General features: G+C 40.6%; 18 protein-coding genes. 11 read left to right on the forward strand and 7 right to left on the reverse strand.

Going from position 1 to position 22,979, the window contains the following annotated elements; genetic code table 11:
* Positions 1–12 precede the first annotated feature (12 nt).
* From KDJ85_RS09405 to nemA, 4 genes are all read left to right on the forward strand, one after another.
* A complete protein-coding gene (locus KDJ85_RS09405) occupies positions 13–2,868 on the forward strand; it encodes an RHS repeat-associated core domain-containing protein (protein WP_225819431.1) in 2,856 nt (951 codons plus the stop codon).
* 166 nt (positions 2,869–3,034) lie between these two features.
* On the forward strand, positions 3,035–3,565 hold the full coding sequence (locus tag KDJ85_RS09410; RefSeq protein WP_225819432.1) for a beta/gamma crystallin-related protein: 531 nt from the start codon (positions 3,035–3,037) through the stop codon (positions 3,563–3,565).
* 103 nt (positions 3,566–3,668) lie between these two features.
* A complete protein-coding gene (locus tag KDJ85_RS09415; RefSeq protein ID WP_225819433.1) occupies positions 3,669–4,268 on the forward strand; it encodes a TetR/AcrR family transcriptional regulator in 600 nt (199 codons plus the stop codon).
* 53 nt (positions 4,269–4,321) lie between these two features.
* A complete protein-coding gene (gene nemA, locus KDJ85_RS09420) occupies positions 4,322–5,422 on the forward strand; it encodes an alkene reductase (protein WP_225819434.1) in 1,101 nt (366 codons plus the stop codon).
* A 112-nt stretch (positions 5,423–5,534) separates the two neighbouring features.
* Here the strand turns inward: nemA and KDJ85_RS09425 are convergent, their stop codons facing one another.
* Positions 5,535–6,842: a type II toxin-antitoxin system HipA family toxin gene (locus KDJ85_RS09425; protein ID WP_225819435.1), complete on the reverse strand. Its 1,308-nt coding sequence runs from the start codon at positions 6,840–6,842 to the stop codon at positions 5,535–5,537.
* Complete coding sequence (locus KDJ85_RS09430; RefSeq protein ID WP_225819436.1) at positions 6,839–7,174, reverse strand: helix-turn-helix domain-containing protein; 336 nt, start codon at positions 7,172–7,174, stop codon at positions 6,839–6,841. The genes KDJ85_RS09425 and KDJ85_RS09430 overlap by 4 nt, the downstream gene beginning before the upstream one ends.
* 202 nt (positions 7,175–7,376) lie before the next feature.
* On the opposite strand from KDJ85_RS09430, the gene KDJ85_RS09435 reads away from it, so the two are divergent.
* The gene (locus KDJ85_RS09435) at positions 7,377–7,919 is read left to right on the forward strand and encodes a hypothetical protein (protein ID WP_225819437.1); all 543 of its coding nucleotides are present in this window, start codon (positions 7,377–7,379) and stop codon (positions 7,917–7,919) included.
* A gap of 22 nt (positions 7,920–7,941) precedes the next feature.
* Here the strand turns inward: KDJ85_RS09435 and KDJ85_RS09440 are convergent, their stop codons facing one another.
* Complete coding sequence (locus KDJ85_RS09440) at positions 7,942–8,406, reverse strand: MarR family winged helix-turn-helix transcriptional regulator (protein WP_225819438.1); 465 nt, start codon at positions 8,404–8,406, stop codon at positions 7,942–7,944.
* A gap of 69 nt (positions 8,407–8,475) precedes the next feature.
* On the opposite strand from KDJ85_RS09440, the gene KDJ85_RS09445 reads away from it, so the two are divergent.
* Together KDJ85_RS09445 and KDJ85_RS09450 are read left to right on the forward strand one after the other, a co-directional pair.
* Positions 8,476–9,414, forward strand: coding sequence for a quinone oxidoreductase family protein (locus KDJ85_RS09445; RefSeq protein ID WP_225819439.1), 939 nt, complete (start codon positions 8,476–8,478; stop codon positions 9,412–9,414).
* 198 nt (positions 9,415–9,612) lie between these two features.
* Positions 9,613–10,185 carry a hypothetical protein gene (locus KDJ85_RS09450; RefSeq protein ID WP_225819440.1) on the forward strand — a complete coding sequence of 191 codons (573 nt, stop codon included), beginning with the start codon at positions 9,613–9,615 and terminating at the stop codon, positions 10,183–10,185.
* A 135-nt stretch (positions 10,186–10,320) separates the two neighbouring features.
* Here the strand turns inward: KDJ85_RS09450 and KDJ85_RS09455 are convergent, their stop codons facing one another.
* On the reverse strand, positions 10,321–10,773 hold the full coding sequence (locus tag KDJ85_RS09455) for a GNAT family N-acetyltransferase (RefSeq protein ID WP_225819441.1): 453 nt from the start codon (positions 10,771–10,773) through the stop codon (positions 10,321–10,323).
* Positions 10,774–10,963: 190 nt separating this feature from the next.
* Between KDJ85_RS09455 and KDJ85_RS09460 the strand changes: the two genes are divergently transcribed.
* A complete protein-coding gene (locus KDJ85_RS09460; RefSeq protein WP_225819442.1) occupies positions 10,964–11,461 on the forward strand; it encodes a GNAT family N-acetyltransferase in 498 nt (165 codons plus the stop codon).
* Between the two features lie 150 nt (positions 11,462–11,611).
* Here KDJ85_RS09460 and KDJ85_RS09465 read toward each other — a convergent pair whose 3' ends face one another.
* Positions 11,612–12,040 carry an ASCH domain-containing protein gene (locus KDJ85_RS09465; protein WP_225819443.1) on the reverse strand — a complete coding sequence of 143 codons (429 nt, stop codon included), beginning with the start codon at positions 12,038–12,040 and terminating at the stop codon, positions 11,612–11,614.
* Positions 12,041–12,388: 348 nt separating this feature from the next.
* Here KDJ85_RS09465 and KDJ85_RS09470 point away from each other — a divergent pair, with 348 nt between their 5' ends.
* The gene (locus KDJ85_RS09470; RefSeq protein ID WP_225819444.1) at positions 12,389–15,127 is read left to right on the forward strand and encodes an ATP-binding protein; all 2,739 of its coding nucleotides are present in this window, start codon (positions 12,389–12,391) and stop codon (positions 15,125–15,127) included.
* Here KDJ85_RS09470 and KDJ85_RS09475 read toward each other — a convergent pair.
* The gene (locus KDJ85_RS09475; protein WP_225819445.1) at positions 15,104–16,291 is read right to left on the reverse strand and encodes an MFS transporter; all 1,188 of its coding nucleotides are present in this window, start codon (positions 16,289–16,291) and stop codon (positions 15,104–15,106) included. The two genes, KDJ85_RS09470 and KDJ85_RS09475, sit on opposite strands and share 24 nt — an antisense overlap.
* Before the next feature lie 169 nt (positions 16,292–16,460).
* Here KDJ85_RS09475 and KDJ85_RS09480 point away from each other — a divergent pair, with 169 nt between their 5' ends.
* The gene (locus tag KDJ85_RS09480) at positions 16,461–17,267 is read left to right on the forward strand and encodes an SDR family NAD(P)-dependent oxidoreductase (protein ID WP_225819446.1); all 807 of its coding nucleotides are present in this window, start codon (positions 16,461–16,463) and stop codon (positions 17,265–17,267) included.
* Between the two features lie 362 nt (positions 17,268–17,629).
* Complete coding sequence (locus KDJ85_RS09485) at positions 17,630–19,030, forward strand: ISNCY family transposase (RefSeq protein WP_225819447.1); 1,401 nt, start codon at positions 17,630–17,632, stop codon at positions 19,028–19,030.
* Positions 19,031–19,068: 38 nt separating this feature from the next.
* Here KDJ85_RS09485 and KDJ85_RS09490 read toward each other — a convergent pair whose 3' ends face one another.
* Positions 19,069–22,875 carry a CHAT domain-containing protein gene (locus tag KDJ85_RS09490; RefSeq protein ID WP_225819448.1) on the reverse strand — a complete coding sequence of 1,269 codons (3,807 nt, stop codon included), beginning with the start codon at positions 22,873–22,875 and terminating at the stop codon, positions 19,069–19,071.
* Positions 22,876–22,979: the final 104 nt, after the last annotated feature.

Below are 22,979 nucleotides of genomic sequence, written 5' to 3' on the forward strand. Positions count from 1 at the left end.
AAAGGATGAAAAATGGATAAATTTTCAATGGAGAAAACACCAACAATAACGGTTACTGATAATCGCGGGCTCAATATTCGGTTAATTGAGTATTATCGTCATCCAGCTACCCCCGAAACAACAGATGAAAGACTCACCTTTCAGTCAGTTGATATTCGTGGATTTCTGACTGGGATAAGTGATCCTCGTTTACAGGAGAAAACGTCTTTTAATTTTCGTTTTAAAGCTGATTTGTCAGGCTTTGTATTGGGGAGTGAAGGCGTAGATAACGGGCACACGGTGACGATTAACGATATAGAGAGTCGATTATTAGTGAGTATTGATGCTAATGGTGTTACCCATACTTATGACTATGAAGATAGTACTTCCTTAGGTAGGCTATTGTACTTGAAAGAAAAATTGGCTGGTGGAAAGACCCGAGTAACCGAATGTTTCGAATATGCGGATAATTCCATTATTTATCAAAACATTAATTTATGCGGCCAATGTATTTCTCACTACGATACGGTAGGATTATTACAATTAAACCAAGTCTCATTATTGGGAAAAGCGATTTCACAAACTCGACGTTTAATTCAACATGCTGAAGATGTTGAATATGACGTGGATTGGCAAACTGATGAAAGGGAGGAGCAACTTGCAGTTAGCCCATTTGTCAGTTATTGCATCACGGATGCAACAGGGGCAAACTTAGTGACTGAAGACACTAAGGGCCACCAACATCGGCAATCTTATGATATTGCAGGGCAATTAAAAACCTACAGATTAAAAATTAAAAACGCGTTAGAGCGGTGGGTTGCAAAAGAGATACAGTATTCTCCTTCAGGTTTGAAAACCTGCGAAGAACTCGGTAATGGCATTGTTACAAATTACGAATATGAAGCACAGACTCAACATTTAGTTCGCGTGAAAACCCAAAGACCAACGGATCATTTATTGGGGTTTAAATTAATTCAAGACTTAATTTATCAGTATGATCCTGTGGGCAATGTTGTTTGTGTTCGTGATCAGGTGGGGCAAACACGTTTTTGGCTCAACCAAAAAGTTGAGGCAAGACAAGATTTTCAGTATGACTCATTGTATCAATTAATCAGCGCGTCTGGGCGCGAAATGGCAAACCAAGTTTACCAATCTTCAGCACCTTCCCGTTGTATTTCGTTTGATAATGCAACCTATACGCGATATTTCCGTACTTATTGTTATGATAATAGCGGGAATTTAACAAAAATCTCCCATCGCTCACCCGCAACAAACCAGCGTTATTCAACACAAATAATCACTAGCCATCAGAGTAATCGCGCAGTATTAAACGAATTGGCTTCAAGCGCAGAAAAAGTCGATGAGTTATTTACTGCAGCGGGACAACAGAAAACACTGCTTCAAGGCCAACACCTTAACTGGACAACTCACCAGGAACTTCGCTCTGTCAAAAGCGCTGACGCTATAGAACATTACTGTTATGACCACCAATACCAACGAACAGTGAAAGTGACTGAACGTTCGGGACAAAAAATGAAAGTAATATATTTACCGAATCTAGAGTTAAGGAATCGCAACGATGATGAAATATTACAAGTGATTACGGTTAATCGCTTGATTGGGTTACAGTTTCAAGTTTTACACTGGGAAGATGGCCAGCCAAAAGGGGTTGCCAATAATGCCATGCATTATTCACTTAGTTCATTAACGGGAAACCAAGGAATTGAACTTGATAACGAAGGAAATATCCTTAGCCAAGAAGAATATTATCCTTATGGCGGCACAGCAATTTGGCTAGCAGATAATACCTCTTTAGCAGGTTATAAAACGCGGCACTATGGTAATAAGGAACTTGATATGACAGGGTTATATTATTATGGTCGCCGTTACTACCAACCATGGATTGGGCGCTGGTTGAGTGCTGACCCACTGGGGGCTGCTGACGGGAGTAATTTATACCGTATGGCGCGCAATAACCCAATGACATATTATGACGAACAAGGGCAATACCCTAAAATTGCTCATTATATTTGGCTTGGTAACAAAGAACTTCCCGCTGATGGCATCAGTAATATTGCCAGCTTTAAACATAATAACCCTCAATATCAGATTAATTTGTGGAGTGATAACCCAACAAAGTTGAAAAATAACCTCATTGAACGAGGTTATAGCCAAGCGATATTCAATGTTATCAATGTTCAAAAACCCGCTCCATTTGATTATCAATATCAAGCGGCGATTAATCGAGAATCGACTAATACAGCCTATGCGAATTATGCGGCTGCATCAGATATGTTAAGAATCGGTATTTTAAGGCGGTTTGGTGGGTTGTATATGGATATTGATGTTATGGTCGATGGTCCAATTGGGGAAATTAGACCATTTTTAGACAACCAAGACGAACTTCCCGATCTGTTAATTCATCGTGGGAGGGATTACAAAGGAAAAACTGCTTTAGGTAATGCGGTTATTGCCGCCAATAGGAATGCATTTAGTCTACACAGTGTAATGCGTTATATTCGCCATCTTTATACGCATAATGGGGTAGAGCCTTTTATCGATATTGTGCCTCAACGCAAATTTGATACATTGACAGCTAAAAAAAATCACTACTATGCTAATCTTCCTTGGTCATATCTCATGTGGCAAGGAAAGCGTTCAATTCCACACATACGGCGAAATATCACCGTTGATGGAACAGGCCCTGGTATGTTTGTTAGTTGGATCCGTTCTAGCTGCCCATTTGATACAAGCTTGCGAGCGCGAAAACTCATCAATCAGTCAGGCTTTTTTGGTCATAGAGCCTCACTAATGAGTTGGGGGTTTGGACTTAATGCAGATGGGCAAACATGGTATAAACCCCGCAAAGCTCGACGCGCTTCCATCTAAAATTTAACCTCAATCTGGCTAAAAAATAAGTGAGATTGGGGTTATCTTGAATTAATGTAGATAAGTAAAATTTACTAAGTGACTGTTTATCAGAGTGTTCTACTAGAAAATTTAGCTTATTTACCGTAATTTGGCTTAATACATTTCTGCCAAAGATGCTTTTACGATGAAAAAACGTATTTTATTGCTGATTTTGTTTACCAGTTTTAGTTATGCAAAATCCAACTATCATAATAATTCCTCCCGTCATGATAAACAAGTTGTGCATATCTGTGCATTATCACCATTTTCTGAATTTTATGCAGAAGCTGCGTTTTCAGAACAAAATGCACGGCAAAAAACGTCGCGTCGCTGTGAATTGGGGCAAGGGAAAGGCAGTATTTTTTGTAAAGCCAAAGATGCGAAATGTAGCACCAGCAAAATATCATTCAATGGTGATTATCTCGAAGAGAGCATGTTTGTATACACAAAAACATGGCAAAAGGGAGAGTATCTTGAAATTGATGAAAATATTCCTAACTTATCCCGTTATGATTTTGCAGATAAAATTGCCTCTTACAGTATTCCTGATGGTTGGACAGTGCGTTTTTATGAAGGGGTTAATTATACAGGAAAATACCACACAGAATCGGGTGGTGAACACAACACATTAGGTTATGGTGAGAAAATACGTTCCATTAAAATCATACGTCGTTGATAAGGAATATATTGCCTGAAATTGCCTTGGCAGAATATGCTCTTCTTGTATTCTAGCAGAAAAAAACTTTGCACTAGACCAATCAGTCTAGTACAGTACAGCTATGAATAAACACACAGAACACGATACACGTGAACATCTTTTAGCTACGGGTGAGCGCCTTTGTCTTCATCTCGGTTTTACGGGGATGGGGCTTAGTGAGCTTTTAAAAACCGCGCAAGTACCTAAAGGATCGTTTTACCATTATTTTCGCTCTAAAGAAGCGTTTGGTGTTGCGATGTTAGAACGTTATTACACAGACTACTTACAACGTCTAACAATACACCTCGAACAAGGAGCAGGGAATTATGGCGACCGTTTTTTAGCTTATTATGGTGAAATGCTGCAACAGGTCTGCCAGATGGGGCATATTAATGGTTGCCTTACGGTAAAACTATCAGCTGAAGTGTGTGATTTATCTGAAGATATGAACAAAGCGATGGATGAGGGTGTTCGGCAAATTATTGGTTTGCTTGCAGATGCCTTAGAAAAAGGTCGCCAAGAAAAATCGCTTTATTTTATGGGTGATCCTTTATCAAAGGCTCAAGTTTTCTATGCGCTTTGGTTAGGTGCAAATTTACAGTCAAAAATTACACGTAGCACGGTTCCATTAGAAAACGCGTTGGAACATGTAAAGAATACACTTCAGACGCCATATAGTTAAATGGCGTTTTTATTTCCCCAATGACTAGTCGACCGGTCTAATATGGAGCTGTTATGTCGCAAAAACAATTATTCACACCACTTAAAGTTGGTGCTTTCACAGCAGCAAATAGAATATTCATGGCACCATTAACGCGTTTGCGTAGTGTTGAGCCCGGTGATGTCCCTACTGAATTAATGAGGGAGTATTATCGTCAACGTGCTAGTGCAGGGCTGATCATTTCGGAAGCGACACAAATTTCAGCGCAAGCAAAAGGCTACGCAGGGGCTCCAGGGTTACATAGCCCTGAGCAAATCGTCGCTTGGAAAAAGATTACAGAAGCGGTACATGATGCAGATGGTCATATTGCCGTACAGCTCTGGCACACGGGCCGCATTTCCCATGATACGTTACAACCAGAGAATCAATCACCTGTTGCACCTTCGGCACTAAGTGCTAACACACGTACGTCTTTACGAGATGAACAAGGTAAACCAGTGAGGGTTGAAACCTCAATGCCGCGAGCACTAAAATTACAAGAAATCCCTCAAATTGTTGATGACTTTCGCCAAGCGGTAGAAAATGCGCGCCAAGCGGGATTTGACATGGTGGAATTGCATGGTGCTCACGGGTATTTATTGCACCAATTTTTATCGCCAGATGCAAATCATCGAGATGACCAATATGGTGGTAGCATTGAAAACCGCGCACGTTTCTTGTTGGAAGTAATTGATGCCGTATGTGAACAATGGGCACCAGAGCGCATTGGTATTCGACTGTCTCCAATTGGTAGTTTCCAAAATACAGGAAATGGCCCCGATGAAGAGTCAGACGCATTATATGTGATTGATGCGTTAAATCAGCGTGGGATTGGTTATTTACATCTTTCTGAGCCTGATTGGGCAGGTGGCAAGCCTTATACAGAAGTATTTCGTCAAAAAGTTCGCCAGTGTTTTGATGGTGTCATTATTGGTGCTGGAGCTTATACTTTTGAAAAGGCAGAAGATTTAATCAAAAAAGGATTAATTGATGCCGTAGCTTTTGGCCGTGATTTTATCGCAAACCCTGATTTAGTTGCGCGTTTGCAGCATGGTGCACCACTGAATCCTCAGCACCCTGAAACATTTTATGGTGGTGGTGCAGAAGGTTATATTGATTATCCATTTATGAAGTAAAAATATAATAGATATAGGCGCAAGCAACTGATGACCGCTAATTTTGCTTGCGCCAAATTGTAATGTATATATTGCAATATTGGCTTTTATTATGGGTTTTGTAACATATACGTTACCATTTTAATCTGAGCGTATTCCAGACACTCTCCCTCAGCGCAGCTGGAACACCATGGTGTTCAGCAAGCTCTTGCCATGTTGAGACCACGGCAATTGTTTCATCAATTATTTTTTTTGCTTTATTTCTACGTAGGTGCGTAATTTGTTCTGTGATTGACAGCAAGTCATCATGGGTAAACTTATCACGTTTGCCCGCTAAGGACAGTTGGTGAGATTGTACCCATTCTGAATCTTTTTTATAACTCCAAGCGAGGTCATAAGCAGGCGCTAACTGCCATTCGTATTGGTCGTTCACCATAAATGACCAATTCTTGGTGTGGTCATCATGGTTACGGGCGATGATATTAAACACCATTCGGCGATATATTTGCTCTTGCTCCTTATTTGATAAACCCAATTGCCTTGCAGTTAACAGTAGCTCTTCGTAACTAAATGCACCTGGTTTTCTAAAGTCTGCATGCGCTAAACCACATAAACTGAGGACGTGATATTTTAAATTTCCCACTCTGTCAAAGCGCTTAGTCATAAAATGAGCACGCCCACTCTGTGCTTCCCTTAATAACTCACATTCTGACATTTCAATACCCACTTTCGTGGCCATCAGGTAATAAACATACTCCATCACCCCAAATCCTTTTGGGTCGCCAAAGGTTTCTTTATTGCTTTGGTGCTCTACAACACCATCAAATTTAAGTAAGTAATGTTCAAATCCTTCAGGGACTTTTACTTGGCCTGAGCGTATTTCTGTGCGGTCTTTATTGACTGCAACTACGGCTTTAGCACGTGCGCCACCTGCAGAGGTGCCGATTTGCAGTAATTTAGACATCGAGGATTCTTCACTATCCGTTAAATGCAAATCATCTCGTGCATCCAACACTTTTTGGGCAATATTGACTAATTCTTCAATCAATATTGGGGTGTCTTCTTTAGCGTTCGGGTAGTTCGTCGGTTGGTATTCAAGTGCGCCCATGCCCCGAGTTCCAGTATAGAGTAATCGGTCTAAGGCTAAAAATTGTGATTTGTCTTTACCTTGGCGTGCCAGCCACGCATTGATCAGGGCATTTCCGAAATCATCGGGCAAGGAGTCTGCAAATACAGCAGGCAAACCGCGATAGGTATCAACAGGTAAACTGCGGAAAGTATAGGTTTGTGAACTCAACGGTAAGTGAAGTGGGGAGAGACTAAAACCCTCTTTTTGCCACTCTTTGGTATATTCAAACGTTGCAAATCCGCTATCATCTGTATAGGCCAAATAGCCCGTGGGTATATTATCAAAAAAGACAGTGCAAGATTTGGCTATCATATCGAACCTTTATTTTTTCGGTTAGCTAACATTTCTTTGACAGAGAGTTTGGTCTGTATTTGATTACGCCTAACATTTTGTTGTTTAACTATTTCTGAAGGGCGTAAAGACGGTGGGGGGACCAATGTGTCGAACCCTTCCAATAAATTCAGCTCGCGTAATACGCTGATAAATGTTCCAAGGCTACAAGTGCCTTTTTGTATTCGTGCGTAGGTTGGCCGGCTAATACCTAGATTTTCGACAAGCTCTTCCTGTGACAGCCCCCTAGATTGTCTATAATATTCAAGGCGGTTATAGAGTTCTTGTGTTATTGCTAAATCTGACATTGCCATTGAAATTTTCATAGCAGCCTCGGATTGTAATGTATATATTACAATTTAGCGGTTTTTTGAGTATTTTGCAATGTATACGTTACAATCATTTCGTGAATTAAAATTCTGATGAGCCCAGACTGATGAATAAGATAATTCACTCTTTTCTTTATATAGGTAAACCTCGTACAGTAAAGGGACATTTATTCTCGTTGAGCCACTTATGAAACGTATCCTTTCATTAATCACTGCGGGGTTTATCTCACTTTGTAGCATAACAAGTGCTTTTGCAGGTGATCCTGGTCCATACCGCTTAGTGTTTCTCGATATATCCCAAGACCCATACAAAGATGGACAAAAATTAGTGATCGAGCTGCGCGAAATGAACGCGCTTTCTGACGCTCAGGATCACAACTGTTTTATTTGTGATGGCAATGATGGTAGCTATTCTGTTGAGGTGCTGTATGTTTATTCCGCCCCCGTTGGCTTATTAACAGAAGACTTACGCAAAGCCGTGGAAGGGGATAAGCAAGCGAAAACCCGCATGCAAAAGGTATTAACTGAGTTCCATGATAAGCAAGGTGAGGGGGTTGATGGCTTATTATTATATGAGCATGTTGCTGGCAAAGTGAATATCTATACTATGGATAAAAAAATTGGATCTCAACTGGAGGTTGAAAGCAAAGCGGTGAAAAACCACTTACTGCATTCCAGCTTAGATAGCTTGTTAGAAAAAGCGGCCAATAAAATAGATAGGCCTGTTTGATTAAAAACGCCCCTTACTTATGTTAAGGGGTTTCAAATTGCGTTAAGGCGCTTGAAAACTTTTCAATCAACATCTTAAAGATGTCTATCTCATCATCACTCCATTGATTAAACATTTGTTGATAAAACTGGTAGCGTGTTTGGTCTATTTTTGTTGTCATTTCTTTTCCCTTAGGGCTGATTAGGGCATTATTAATGCGCTTATCTTGGCTATCTTGCTGGCGGATGGCTAATTGTAATGTAACTAATTTCCCCACTTGGCGACTGACGGTGGTGTAATCCCGCCCGACCATGTTCGCTAACTCAACAATGCCCACAGGGCCAAATCTATCTATACCAATTAGTAAAGGAAACAATGCCTTATCTAAATTTATTCCTGCTGCCTTAATAAGAATATCATCGCGGTTAGGATCATTAAATTGAAAAACAATACGCAGCAATGCGTTATGAAGTTCATCTATTTTCCGTAAATTAGGTGTATTTTGCATATTATTTCTTGGTGTTTAATTTATCTTCATTTAATATGTGCATTATACACTTATATGGAAGGAATAAAAATGAAAGCCGCTATTGTGAAAAATAAAGGGGAGACCCCGGTCTATGCTGATGTCGATGCACCTATCGAACAAGAAGGGCACTTTCTCATTAACGTTGAAGCAAGTGCATTAAGTCAGTTGGCAAGAGTACGTGCGGCGGGGGCCCATTATAGCTCCCCGACGCAATACCCATTTATTGCAGGGGTTGATGGCGTAGGACGGCTTGAAAATGGAAAGCGCGTCTATTTTTTATTGCCTGATGCTCCATGGGGTGGTATGTCAGAGCAAACGTTGGTGCCAGTAGCCCATTGTATTGATATACCTGAAAATTTAGACGCCGCACTGGCGGCTGCGATTGCCAACCCTGGCTTTTCATCTTGGGCGGCATTAACTCGCCAAGCAAAAATTCAACCTGGTGATACCGTTTTGATTAACGGTGCAACAGGGACATCAGGCTCGCTTGCCGTCCCCATTGCGAAACATCTTGGGGCAGCAAAAGTGATTGTCACGGGGCGTAATCTCGAAAAACTAGAACTGTTATGCCAACAAGGTGCGGATGAAGCTATTCCGTTAGATAAACTTGCAGAAGAATTACCCCGATTATTTAATAGAGGCATTGATATTGTTCTGGATTATTTGTGGGGAGAAAGTGCAACGACTATCCTCAACGCAGCGGTAAATGTGGAAAGTGACCCGATTCGTTTTGTGCAAATTGGTTCAATTAGCGGCGATGAGGTTCAGTTAAGCAGTAAGGTATTACGTTCTTCGAGCCTTATGTTAATCGGCAGCGGGTTAGGTAGTGTTTCGCTTGAGGATTTAGTGACTTGCGTTGGAGAGTTATTGCTCGCAACTGCGAGGAAAGGATTTAACTTGCCTTACCAAACCATCCCATTAAGCCAATTAGCACATGTGTGGCACGTTGATAACAACGATAAGCGCACCGTATTTTTGGTTTCTTAAATTATCTCTCGTGATAATAGTGGCGGAAATTCCCCATTATTATCCTTATCGAGTTTAAAATACAAAACTCAGTGCGTAATTAAGTGAAAATACATAACAAAATCAAATGTTTTATTAATGTTTGCATTTGAAGATACCGAACTCTCTACCTATACTTAACATTATTCCAACTTAGTGCTTTATTTTATAGGAAGAGAAATGAAAAAAACGATCCTTTTATTCGGTATGTTGAGTACCTCAGTTTTATTCGTATCTGGTTGCAGTTCAAATACCGATGTTTGGGGGAAATTTTCCAATATATTAGATGGTGCAATGCCATTTGTTAAAGAATCGGAAGATTGGGAAGAATATAGCGTTAAAACAGCGCAGCAGGGTGTCATTTATGCCAAATCAACAACAGCAGATCAGCAGTTTGTCAGCAAGAAAATGAATGATGAGTACGCTGATGCTGTTAATCGTGTTGCCAGCCCATTTGCTTTGACTTCAAAGACAAAACAAAAACTGGCTGATGCAAACCAAGGTTATCAGTTTAAGTATAATGAAATCATGACAGTAAAAGACAAACAGTCATCTAAAATTATAGGGTATTGTGTGAATTATGATTCAGACAGAATCATTGATGGCAAAATTGCAGAGGTCAAAGATGAAGATAAAATAAGAAAAGATTTTATCTATGTCGCGAAAGATAGGCCAATCTCTGTTGCTACTGTAACTGAAACTTTCACAAAAACGATATGTGGCCAAGAATTTTATAAAAAATTTAAAGGTTAGTGGTTTATCAATTATATAGTTGAAGAAGAATAGGGCTAAATAAACCAGCCCTACGCCCGTTTAAACTTAAAGTGCTGCACCAATACGTGACACCGTAACATTGGTATAGTAAGTCAGTCACTTACGACTCGTCATTTATTCCATTTTTTGATAAATATCTGGCCTAACAATTCCCCAAACAAAGTTTTCTCGGTTTATCGGTTCATATCCGACTTTTTCATATAACCAGGGGGCTGTTGATGTTACCAACATGACCCGACGTAGACGCATTATTAAAGGGTGAGAATGGCAGCATTTCATTAGCCATAGCCCGAGCTTCTGGTGTTGATATTCTTCAAGAATATAAACATCACATAAATAACCAAATGTCGCCCAATCAGTGACGATACGGGCAAAACCAATTTGCTTATCATTGTGAAAAAGGCCAAAGGAAAGGCTATGAGAAATACTCCGAGTCACCGTCTCTAGGTCAATTCCTTTTGCCCAACTTGAACGAGTTAGGTACTGATGAATAGAAGGTATATCAAAATCGTCTGGATCTGTTGTTATTCGATAATTTTGGTGAGCCCATTGATAAATTTTTTTCATTTTCCACTCAATATATAAGTATTAAAGAAGACAATTTATACGGCTGATGATAGCGCTTATTTGCGCCTAAATGCTTATCATTTTATTGGTAAATATAATTTTTAAATAAGATTCAATAAAAAAATACGTAAGACCTTATATTGATATAGAGTATATAAAAGTTAATATTCAGGAAATAAAATTTAATACTATGACTGAACCTAAAATTCGCCTACTTGGCGTTGATGATGTACACGATTTTCGTAACATTCGCTTATCAGCGCTGAAGGAATCACCAGAAATGTTCGGTTCCATTTATGATTGCGAGAAAAAACTGTCAATTCAACAATTTATGAAAAGGTTGGATAGTTTTACGGCATTCGGTGCATATATAGAAGAGAAGATTGTCGGTTTATGCGTCTTTAAACAAGAGGATGGAGTGAAGGATGCTCACAAAGCTTATTTATCGAGTGTTTTTGTTGAGCCTGAATTTCGGGGGCGAGGTGTAGCTGAAAAGCTACTGCAATCAGTAAAAAACTATGCACGTGAGCATGTTGAGCAAATCATGTTGAGCGTAGTAGACGGAAACATCGCCGCTATCAAACTCTATGAAAAACAGGGTTTCAAAATTTACGGTGTGGAACCTCGAGCGTTGAAAGAGGGCTCGGAATATCGAGACGAAATTTTGATGGCCTTAATTCTTTATTAATATTTTCTGTATAAACTCGACACTGTAAACGTTATTTTAAAGAGGCTGGGTAGCTCACTGTAGGCGCTCAGCCCATGAGGTTATTATAATTCTTAACACGCCTACGTTAATTTAACTTCTACGGAATTTGACTAGGTTCACGTCTGCTTTTTATGACATAGAAAAAGTTTCTATAAGTTCAAATTCCTCAAAGATAAGTTCCATTTCTTCAGAATAAGAGCCTTCACGTTCAAAAAAACGCTTATGGCCTTCTTTCCAATGTTCTAAACTTAAATCACCTTCACCTTCTTTACTGGCGAGTTCACTGGTCATTTCATTGAAGCGAATGACTTGCATCTTGAGAGTTCTGATCACGCACATCGGCTGCCCGGTTCCGTTAAGAACAATATTATAGCTACCAACACAGGGGGCTTCGCCGCGTTTATATTCATGCTGAAAAGACGCTATCGAAGAGCATGTCGCTGTTTTAATCCCACTCAAAACTAGTTGTACGAGCTCGTCAGCAAGTTCTGGGCTATCGCCAAATTGCCATACAAGTGCATCGGGATAAATATTTTTTAATTCTTCAAGCTTTGTCATTTTCAGCCTTTGTTAATTTAACTTTCTTCGTAGAAGTGAAATATTTCCAATCAATATGAACGATCTAATTCAAAAAATCATCTTTGTTGCACTACTATATGTGCGTCAGCTCTTCGCTTAAATTAGATACTTGAGCGTTTGTTTGAGGGCAGTGCAGTGCCAAATTTGGATATTGTCTCTCCACTGAACAATTCAATGTTATTGTGCTTTATATAGCTCATTTGGCTGTGATGAGAAATCCCCTATGTTATTATTGCTGAATTAACCACTGTGTTATGAGGCACGCTGCCCCGATTTTATACTACCGCTGACCTGCGACAGAGGATCCCGAAAAAAGAGAGTGACACCATGAAATCTACCGATGAAATCCGCTTTGCTGAGTGGCAAATGTGGCCTCAATTGAGGATCCTGCTGCATCGCGGTAAACCGGTTAAAATTTCTGCCAGAGCCTTTGATGTGCTGGTTGTTCTGGTCAGTGCACAAGGCCAAGTCGTAAGTAAAGACCGATTGCTTACTCAGGTATGGGGTAATGAAATTGTTGAGGAAAATAATCTTCAGGCGCAGATTTCTGCCATCCGTCGCGTGCTTGGCAACGATCGTCATCTTCTGACGACCGAATTTGGTGCCGGCTACCGTTTTGATCTTTTGCCTAGTCATCAAGTCGTATCGCCAAAACTTAGCAGAAACCCACCCGTTGTTTTTCCTTTTCTAACCTCTATTTTAGGGCGTGATCAAGCAGTGCAGGAGGTATGCGCCTTAATACGTCAGCACCCACTTGTCACTATCACTGGTCTAGGCGGCGTGGGTAAAACACGTTTAGCTTGGGAAGTCGTTAATCTCGTTCGGACAAAGTATCCAGATGGCGTTTGTGTGGTTGAATTGGCGCACATCTCTGATGCTACCAGTCTTCTCTCCGCTTTCTCACAGGCTTTGCATCTGCCACTGACTGCCGTTCATAACGGTTATGATTTATCTCATCAGCTCGCTCAACGCCAATGCTTGTTGATGATTGATAATGGTGAGCATGTTATTAAAGAGTTAAAACCAGTGATTGCCTTGCTACTGAATGCAGCGCCGCATATTGCCATGTTGCTTACTAGTCAGGCGGCAACAGAAATTGCTGGTGAGCAACAGTACCTCCTTCCGCCACTGGTGGTTCCGGAAAAAGAAGAGGCCGATTTTCAACGATTGCTCCAGTTTCCCTGCGTCCGCCTCTTTATTGAACGAGCTCAGACTCAGCGATTTGATTACCATCCATCAAATGCTGAGCTGCCAGTGATAGGTGAATTATGCCGTCATCTTGACGGGCTCCCCCTAGCAATTGAACTTGCAGCCTCTCGGTTGCCTATTATGAGTGTCAGTGAGATTTATCATTGTCTGGAAGATCGTTTTCAGCTTTTGAGCAACAGGCAAAGCGTTCGGGTATCTCGACATCAAAAAATCAAGACTACGCTAGAGTGGACTTATCAATTACTCAATCCACGTGAACAGAAATTATTCTGCTCTTTGGGGATTTTCACCGATATGTTCACCGTGAACGTCGTGACTGACTTATTACAGACTCCTGAAGAACATAGTTGGCAGATTGTCGATGATCTCCAACGATTGGTTTCCCTGTCACTGATTCAAGTCATCACTCAGGTACCCGTTACCCGTTTTCGTTTACTGGAAACCCTTCGTCAGTTCGCTTGCGATAAACTCAGGCTGCAAGGAGTATATCCAATGCTTGCCGCTCAGTTTGCTGACTATTGCCATCGCCAAGCGGAGCAAGCTCAGCTCGATTGGTATAGGCTGCCAACAAAACAGTGGCGAGCGCATTATGACTGCGTCCTGAATGATTTACGCAGTGTTTTACAGCACACCTTAACTGAAGGGAGTAACCCTGCAAAAGGACTTGATATATTACAGTCCATGACGCCATTTTGGATTGAATATTCACTTTATCATGAATGTCAGCGTCATATTTATCCGCAACTTAATGAAGTGCGTTTGCAGGGAGTATTAACATTACATCAGAGAATGAATCTCAGCGCAGCAGCGGGTAAAGCATCAACTTGGGCAAAAGGTCCCACTCCTGAAACACGATTCACTTGGCAAACTGCGCTGTCACTTGCTGAACAACTCGACGATAACGAAATCCGCTTACAAGCTTATTATGGGCTATGGTTATATTACTTACGTACCGGAAAACTGGATCTATCCCTTCATCATGCACAGTCAATGTGCTCGCTCGCGCGGGCGATTAATGATACGAACGCGCTGGCTACAGGATTACGAATTGTGGGGGTATCTTGGCATTTTTTGGGCCTGCATGCTCTCGGTCGTGATTATTTGCAACAATCTTTAGACCGGTTTGCCATTGACGGTTCCGAGCACGCTTTCCGTTTTGGGCTCGATCAGCAAACTGCCGGAGAGGCATTTTTATCCCGTGTACTTTGGGTACAGGGTGAATATAAAACCGCTAAGCAGATTGCATGGCGAGCAGTGAAAAAAGCGGCGCGTTTACAACATATTTGTTCGTTGTGTTGCGCTTTGGCGGAAGGTGCCTGCATGACTGCGGCACTAGATCGCAATCCGCGCTGGGTAAGAAAGGCCGCTCTCTGGCTTATTGAACTGGCTGAAAAACATGATCTCTATTTTTGGAAAACTTACGGTGAGTTGTTCCTCCATTGGGCTGAGCAGTTCAGTCATTCCAATATCCAACAAACTATGTTATTTAGATCGCTGAGAGGCATGGGGCTAGACTGGCAGTACTCTCCTTTATTATCAGAAATGGATAGCAAACTTTCCCAGCAAACTCCGTATGAAAACTGGTGTACTCCTGAACTGATGCGTCTTTCCGCGATACATTTACCGATCTGCGCTCAGCGCCAGCAATTAGAACTGGCACTTAATAAAGCATATCAGCAACAAGCATATGGCTGGGCTTTGCGCATTGTTTGCTCGCTAGCAACGCTGCTAGTTGAAAGCGGTGACCGTGTGATGGCAAAACAGTTAATCACGGAGGTGTTAAACCATATCGATGATTCTCAACACTCAACAGATATCAGAAATGCGCTAGAGCTATGTACTCGTTTGGGTGGATGAAGTGTTGTATCTGATGGCGATTAACATACCCAACATCACGAACCCTGCTCCAGCAGCCACAATCAACATCCAGTTATGCGTGGTTTCCCATAGCCAAGTTGCCGTCACTGATCCACATGCGCCACCGATAAACATGATGCACATAAATACTGTGTTAAGACGGTTTCGGGCCTCGATACACAAAGAATAAATGGTGTGCTGATTCGCGATCAGGACGCATTGTTCCCCCGCATCCAGTAATAGAATGCCTACCACCATACCGGCTATGCTGTTCCAGCCCCAGAAAATAATCCAGGCCAGCAGCATAAGCACTATGCCCAAGACAACCATTCTAAAAGAGCCTTGACGATCGCTGATACTTCCTGCCAGAGGCGCACACAGAATTCCGATTAACCCTAGCGCTGCCAGAGACCCAGTTATGCCTGCCCCGTAATGGTAGCGGTAGTCTAACCAGAAAGGGAGGGCTGTCCATAATACGCTGAAGGAGGCAAATAACAGGGCTTGTGTCAGTGTGGCATTTCTCAGTTGTGGTTCATTTTTCCACAACAGCGCTAAGGAACGCAGTACTGTGAGATAGTTAAACTTTGGGGTGGGTAATGACTGAGAAGGCAAAATACGGGCGATGAAAAATATCGCTAACAGTGTCATGACTGCGCCTGATAAAAAGACTCCTCGCCAATCGAAATATTGACCGATAAAGCCGCCAATAGCCCGTCCCGCTAGAATTCCTGCCAAAACACCACTCATTACCGTTCCCACCGTTTTACCGCGTGAAGAACTTTTTGATAGCGAAGCTGCAAGCGGTACAATCTGTTGGGCGACGGTGGCTGCAATGCCAGTCAGGAAAGAGAAAAACACTAGCACTGATGCTGTTGGAGAGAATATCATACCAATCAGTGCCAAAAACAGCACTTGTGCCTGACGAAGGATAAGTCGTTGACGTTCTATATAATCACCCAGCGGGATCAACAAGAACAAACCTACCGCATAACCTAATTGGGTGGCCATGGGGATCAAAGAAATGGCTTTCCATTCATTAGGAAAAGAACCCGCAATCAGATTCAGAATGGATTGATTAAAATAAATATTCGCGACAACAATACAGCAAATAATTGCCAGCATTAAGATCTTGACGGAAGAAAGTTCCTCGCTATCAGTACACATGTTCATACCTCGCTCTAAACTCAATGTTGTCAACTCTAAGCAATATCTATTTTTGATTCTTTGACCACTTTATTCAGACGTCTGAATTTTATTCCCCAAGTGTTTGAAACCGAAAATTGTTATTAATGTTATTCACATTAATCACTGAACATAATGTAAGGAGTTAAAGATGGATTTAAAACTGGCCGGTAAAGTGGCTCTAGTAACTGGAGCTCGAACTGGTATTGGTTTCAGTATTTGTGAAGAATTGGCCGCGAATGGTGTGCATCTGATCATGGTTGCTAGACAAAAAGCACAACTGATATTAGCGGCACAAAAACTTGCAGATAAATACGGTGTAACAGTACTGCCTATTGCTGGGGACGTGATGGATCCTGAACTGCCTGAGCTAGTGGTAAAACAGGCGGAAAGTATTTTTCAGCGCATTGATTTGCTTATAAATAATGCCGGAAGGGCCCACGCAGGCACGCTGCTGACTACATCAGAAGAAGAGTGGCAGTTGATGACAGAGACTAAGTTTTCTGCAATGCGACGGTTTTGTAAGGTTGTTATACCCGGAATGCAGGCCCGAAACTGGGGACGCATTGTCAACATTTCCTCTATTGGTGGTATCTATCCAAACCCCCAACTGACGGTTTCACATGCTCTGAGCGCTGCAATCAATAATCTAACTCGTAGTTTGGCACTGAGTGTTGCACCTGATGGGATTTTGGTTAACGCGGTGGGGGTAGGTGCTGTTATGACGGATAACTGGGCTCAGAATATGCTGCCGAATGTCCGTGATCGTCATCATGAGCTAGCGGACAAAACAGATAAAGAGATCATGGCATTATTAGGCAAAGAGAAAACGCCTGTAGGGCGTTTTGGATTGCCAGAAGATATTGCGGCAATCACCGCATTTTTACTTTCTGGTCGGAATCAGTTTGTTACTGGCCAGACTATTGAGGCTTCAGGCGGGGCTGACCGTTTTATGTAATAGCTGGATGCTTTTTTACAGACGCTGGCTGGCTGATGAGTACTTTCGGGCCAACCAGCGTAGCTGCTCTTTAAGCGAAATGTATAGGAAGTTATGAACAAGTTATCTAATCCATATAATATATGTAAGTAAAATGGGCAGGGAAGCTAACTCATTATATAAGGTCATAAAAAGGTTATGGGCTTTATGTCTCATTAATTCAATTTAACATAATATGCATTATGCGAACCTAAGTTGTAGAGGCTCAATGCTAATGTCTATTCCTGGCTCAATCTAAATGTCTGCACTATATTTATCTATGGGGTTAACCTTTCTTTTTTCGACGTGGGGAAAGAAAAAGGATATTTCCTGGAGATATGGTCATGAGTGCAGAAAGCTCAGGACGATTCACGTTGAAAGAATTAAACCGCATTAAAGTTCTGCAAGATGTCATTGATCGCAACATGACACCAGGTCGTGCTGCCATGATACTCGGTATTACACCACGTCATTGTAGCCGACTGATAAAGCGCTACCGTGAGCATGGCCCCTTAGGTATGAATAACATTTCTCGAGGCAATCCGAGTAACCGTTTATTGCCAAAATCATTCACTGACCAAATTGTAGATATCGTTAAGAAAAATTATCCTGACTTTGGACCTACGCTAGCACGCGAAAAACTAGAAGAAATACATGGGCTGACTATTGGTAAAGAAACACTTCGTCGGCTGATGATCTGTGCAGGTTTATGGATTCCGAGAAAAATGCGAGCCCCAAAAATTCACCAACCCCGGTATCGACGCCCTTGTACCGGTGAATTGATCCAAATTGATGGCTGTGACCATGATTGGTTTGAAGGACGTGGTCCAAAATGTACAGCATTAGTCTATGTTGATGATGCGACAAGTAAAATCATGGAGCTCCTTTTTGTCCAGGCTGAATCCACATTTACATACTTTAATGCCACTCGGCGTTATATTGAGAGACATGGAAAACCATTGGCACTTTACAGCGATAAGGCTGGCATATTTAGAATTAATAACAAAAATGCTATAGGTGGTGATGGTCATACTCAGTTTGGTCGGGCTATGCATGAGTTAAGTATTCAAACTATTTGTGCAGAAACCAGTCAAGCAAAAGGCCGAGTTGAACGTGCGCATAGCACACTTCAAGATCGCTTGGTTAAAGAGTTTCGCCTTAAGAAAATCAGTTCAATCGAGTCTGCAAATGCATTCACTGATGAGTTTATGGTTGATTATAATCATCGCTTTGGCAAGCTCCCTCGCCATGAATATGATGTACATCGACCTCTAGAACAAGATGAGGATTTGGATACCATTCTTACAATCAGAGAGTACAGAAAAGTCTCTAAAAACCTTACTGTTCAATATGATAAGATTATTTATCTAATTGAAGATACTGAACATAGTCGGCGAGCTATTGGTAAATATATCGATGTGTATCACTATCCTGACGAACGTAAAGAACTGCGATTGAACGGCATCCCCCTTCCCTTTATCACGTATGACCGACTGTCTGATGTTGACCAAGGTGCTATTGTGGACAACAAACGGCTTGGTCGAACTCTCGAACTCATTAAAACAGTTGTCGATGATAAGAGAGATAACCGGCGCTCACAATCTGTACCTGCTGGAAATGGGCCGTCACGACGCAAAGAAAAAGCGCCAGGCAAAAAATCCCAGCGCTCTATCGATCAAAATGACATGTTAGAAGCCCTCGTTAAACTTCAAGGGCGTTCAAAGGAAATTTTTGGTAAAAGTTAGAATCTATGCTCTGAACTTATCCAAATTCCTTTGGTTAACTATGATTTAGTTAAAAATCCATCTCCATATATGGTCATTGCAAGCGAATATTGCGGGTGTTTTCCTAAATTTCTGGCAGTAGCCTCATTTGCTGCTTTTGTTGAATCAAACAGTGATGCACCAGAATCCCATGCTGTTAAAAATGGTTCCAACCAATTATATGTTACCTTAACATCTAACGGCCATGGTGATGCAATAACTGCTTTTACCCCCCTACTTAGCAGTAATTTTGGTAATCCTACAGTTGTATTACTCCATGGGTTTTTGTCAATTCGTCCCCCGCTACAGACAAAAAGAATAACTACATCTGAATCTGCTAGTGCATTAGCCAACGCTGTAGGTGCTTCAACTAGCATTTCTTCATCACTAATACGATGAATATAACGTTTTACTCTTGTTAATCCACCGTGAGCAACCACTACTGCAATTTCAGCACTACTTAAGTCTGGTATCCGTTGCATAGTATCTAGAGTAAAATTGAACTCATCAAAAGTTCCCTCTAATCTACGTAAAGCAACCCCCATTGCTCCACCTCCGTCAGGATTATCCTGATGAGAGATCCAAGATTTTCTCGTACTATGAACACTACTATAGTTTTGTCTTGTTGATGCTAACCATGTTAATGAAGGCACCATCGCAATGGCAGAATTATATCCAAGAAAGTCGCCCATGCATTCATCATGACTCTTTACTAGAGAAAGATTAAATGTAATCTGTTGTAATTCAGGTTCAGCAATTATAAGCAACTTAGAGGCTATAGGTAATTTAATATCTAATGATTCCATAGCAGCAAAAAACTCATTATTACCGTCGAAAGAATCAATCGCACCATATTTATATGGGTATTCTTCCAACCATGTTAGCATGCGATTTTTAAAGCTTCTAGAATGCACTGACTGTTCAATTCTCTCTATCTTGTCTTGAGAAATATGAATAACCACTAATTCACCAGAAGTATCTAAACCAAGAAATAAAATATCAGCACCTAATGTATTTAATTCACGAGAATAATTTACTAGCCAATCTATATGGAGAGGAACTGGTTTCGATATACTTGAAACCGAATGATCCGCAAGAATTTCAATAGCTAAAGCATTTTCAGACACTGGGCGTGAAACACCAACTTGATCATTTAGCAGTCTTCTTGCAGCTACAGTTATCATTGCATAATCTTTTGATATATCAGATGAATAAGATGCTTTTTCAATAAGATTAAACTGTTGTACAACAGATTCTACAGTTGGTTCAATATCTGAAACTGTCGAAATAAATTCTGTTACTTGTGAGCCTAAAAATTCAAGTCCTTCAGATAATACTCGCCGAGATTCATCAGAGACCACAACATGGAAATAGTCAGCACGTCTAATAACTTGACTTAATTGTATAATTAGTGGCATTAAATCGCTTCGATTACCTGCTGCATTTAAACATCCTTCAGTCAAACGACTAAGCATTCTTGCAATTATCGAGGGATTTTCACTTGTAGATGCGCAAAGGTTAATACTCTCTTCTATTGATAACATCCGAGGATCAGTATCAGGGTCAGCTCCACAATTTTGTAATAAAAGCCGAAGTGTCGGAAGTAAACTACGTGCATGATCAAGTAAACCTAGATCACGGAGAATGCGACTAGCTGCAAAAAATTCTTGCCACATATCTGCGGGTGTAGTTGATGCATTGGTGGCAAAAGCACAAGCTAGGCTATAGATGGCTTGTAATGGGTCATTACAACGTTGATAAATATCGGAATAAGCCAGCCAAGCCAGACGCTTGCGCTCAGCATTTTCTGAGCCCAGCAATAAAGCTTGTTCTGCATAATTCCTAGCATGTTGAAATTGCGATGCTGCCGCAAATTGACCACCTAGTAACCTAAGCACCCTTAAATCCATATTAGTTTCATATTTAGCATGTGGAGTTAACATGCAAACTACGCTGACCATTTTTTCCATAAAATTAAGGTCAATGTCTTCTTTTTCTGGAGCAGCATAATTAATTATTCGCGCAATGAGCCGAATCAAACTATCGGGAGATTCAACGATATTACTGGGTAGGACAGTTACACCATTTTCTACTACACATTGAGCACTTACCCATACTAGGATACGTTCAAGATATTCCATTAATGTGTTGTAATCAGGTTCTTTCAAGTTATTGTTTTCTTCGTCTTCTTGCTCTTCATTTTGTGATGGTGAAATATTTTGACTTTGTTCACTAGCAATATCCAGCATAGTAAGTGTAATCGCAGGAACACCTATTTCTCCACAAGACTCAACTGAAAGTAATTCAGTAAGTTGTTGACGAACTTGTTCATCATTAGGGTAATTAGCAAGATAACGAATTACCGATTGAAGTAGGATACGATAATGGTCATGCTCTTCATAACTAATAGCCTCTACAAGCATAATCTTACGTAATGAGCTTAAAACTATTAGTGTGGCTTGCCGCCCGTATATTGCTGAGGTAGTGATAAGAGAAGCAACATCCGCTGCGTCTCTTGAATTTCCCAATGAATTAGCATGGGTACAACAACTGATTGCAGCAAGTTGAGCCCATTCATTTCCCCAATCATTTGCAGCTTCAACAATAGAGCTGTAAATAGGATTTTCAGAAAATAATTCACTTTGTAAGGTTAAGTGATACTGAGAAAAACCAGCAGTGGTAAAAATCCATTTTTTATCCTTATGAGTCAAGCTACAATTAATTAACAATCGACGATCTCGATTTTCCCTGAGAGATTCTGAATTTGGGAATAACAATTCCATAGCTTGATCATACATTTCAATTAAAGTGTCATCATGTAGATAAGTTGCAAGATCTAATGCCTTCTCCAACCAATCATGAGAAGCTAGTCCATTAGCATCCTTAGGCAACAAACTCTTTACTAACGGTTTATTTTCTATTTTATGTGCTATTGACGCTAATTGAATTAGGCTCTCTATATCCCATAAATTATAGTAGTCTAGGCAATGTGTGAGAATTCTAATTACTTCATCACACTTGTTTGCCCGAGAATACAACTGAGCAAGTAAATGTAATCTATTTATTTCAGGTAAATTTAAACTTTCAATTTCAGCTAATACTTGATCAGTAAGTCCTCCCATAATTTGCGTGACCCAACGTTGAGCATGCTGATCTACCAATTCTTTTTTATCGTTTTTAAAAGACAAACATGCAACGTAGCAATCATCAATACCAGTCAATATTTCATTATTTTTATCACTCAATATACAACTGTCGTCTATATGTACTACAGCATAAGCATCATGTTTTTTTAACTCAACCATTACTTGTCTGCAAATAGATTCCACATGTCGAGTCCAGATATCTTGGGAGGTGAATACAACAGAAAGACCAGTTATCGCTTGTGGTGGAAGCCTATTATCTCGATATTTATTGATTTCAGGGATAGCAATAAGTTGTTTATTGCCTTTATCTCTGACCATATCAATCAAATCTATTGCATCCAAAGATGTACCATGAATAATATGGACTATATTTTCAAGGAAAGTAATTTCTTCTTCTGTCAGTTTACCTTTTTTAAGTGTTTCTATTCCGTAATATAGTGCATTCATTACTGATACATGCGTTAGGCTAGTAGCCGATTTTGGCGGTAAAATAACCAGAATACCATCAAAGGTTTTTTTCGGTAATCCACACCAAAGAGCGGTTGGTGTTCTACCAATCACATCCTTAAAGTTACCACCTTGTATAATGTCCATGCTCCCCAGATTAAACCCTGCCGAAAATAAGATGGAAGGGTCAAATTCAAGTAACTCACTGTTTAAATGCTTACTATTTTCATCCATACAACAATCCTTTATATATGTTTAATAATCTAAGATCTTTGAAAAACAGTATAAAGGTAAATGTCATCATTCAGTAAAAAAAAGTTATGGTTAGTACTCCATTC

The organism is Providencia vermicola (assembly GCF_020381325.1).
Taxonomy (GTDB): Bacteria; Pseudomonadota; Gammaproteobacteria; order Enterobacterales; family Enterobacteriaceae; genus Providencia; species Providencia vermicola.

Coding starts and splice junctions, on each gene's coding strand:
- KDJ85_RS09405 (WP_225819431.1), top strand. CDS start 13: ATGGATAAATTTTCAATGGAGAAAACACCAACAATAACGGTTACTGAT.
- KDJ85_RS09410 (WP_225819432.1), top strand. CDS start 3,035: ATGAAAAAACGTATTTTATTGCTGATTTTGTTTACCAGTTTTAGTTAT.
- KDJ85_RS09415 (WP_225819433.1), top strand. CDS start 3,669: ATGAATAAACACACAGAACACGATACACGTGAACATCTTTTAGCTACG.
- nemA (WP_225819434.1), top strand. CDS start 4,322: ATGTCGCAAAAACAATTATTCACACCACTTAAAGTTGGTGCTTTCACA.
- KDJ85_RS09425 (WP_225819435.1), bottom strand. CDS start 6,842: ATGATAGCCAAATCTTGCACTGTCTTTTTTGATAATATACCCACGGGC.
- KDJ85_RS09430 (WP_225819436.1), bottom strand. CDS start 7,174: ATGGCAATGTCAGATTTAGCAATAACACAAGAACTCTATAACCGCCTT.
- KDJ85_RS09435 (WP_225819437.1), top strand. CDS start 7,377: ATGAAACGTATCCTTTCATTAATCACTGCGGGGTTTATCTCACTTTGT.
- KDJ85_RS09440 (WP_225819438.1), bottom strand. CDS start 8,406: ATGCAAAATACACCTAATTTACGGAAAATAGATGAACTTCATAACGCA.
- KDJ85_RS09445 (WP_225819439.1), top strand. CDS start 8,476: ATGAAAGCCGCTATTGTGAAAAATAAAGGGGAGACCCCGGTCTATGCT.
- KDJ85_RS09450 (WP_225819440.1), top strand. CDS start 9,613: ATGAAAAAAACGATCCTTTTATTCGGTATGTTGAGTACCTCAGTTTTA.
- KDJ85_RS09455 (WP_225819441.1), bottom strand. CDS start 10,773: ATGAAAAAAATTTATCAATGGGCTCACCAAAATTATCGAATAACAACA.
- KDJ85_RS09460 (WP_225819442.1), top strand. CDS start 10,964: ATGACTGAACCTAAAATTCGCCTACTTGGCGTTGATGATGTACACGAT.
- KDJ85_RS09465 (WP_225819443.1), bottom strand. CDS start 12,040: ATGACAAAGCTTGAAGAATTAAAAAATATTTATCCCGATGCACTTGTA.
- KDJ85_RS09470 (WP_225819444.1), top strand. CDS start 12,389: ATGAAATCTACCGATGAAATCCGCTTTGCTGAGTGGCAAATGTGGCCT.
- KDJ85_RS09475 (WP_225819445.1), bottom strand. CDS start 16,291: ATGTGTACTGATAGCGAGGAACTTTCTTCCGTCAAGATCTTAATGCTG.
- KDJ85_RS09480 (WP_225819446.1), top strand. CDS start 16,461: ATGGATTTAAAACTGGCCGGTAAAGTGGCTCTAGTAACTGGAGCTCGA.
- KDJ85_RS09485 (WP_225819447.1), top strand. CDS start 17,630: ATGAGTGCAGAAAGCTCAGGACGATTCACGTTGAAAGAATTAAACCGC.
- KDJ85_RS09490 (WP_225819448.1), bottom strand. CDS start 22,875: ATGGATGAAAATAGTAAGCATTTAAACAGTGAGTTACTTGAATTTGAC.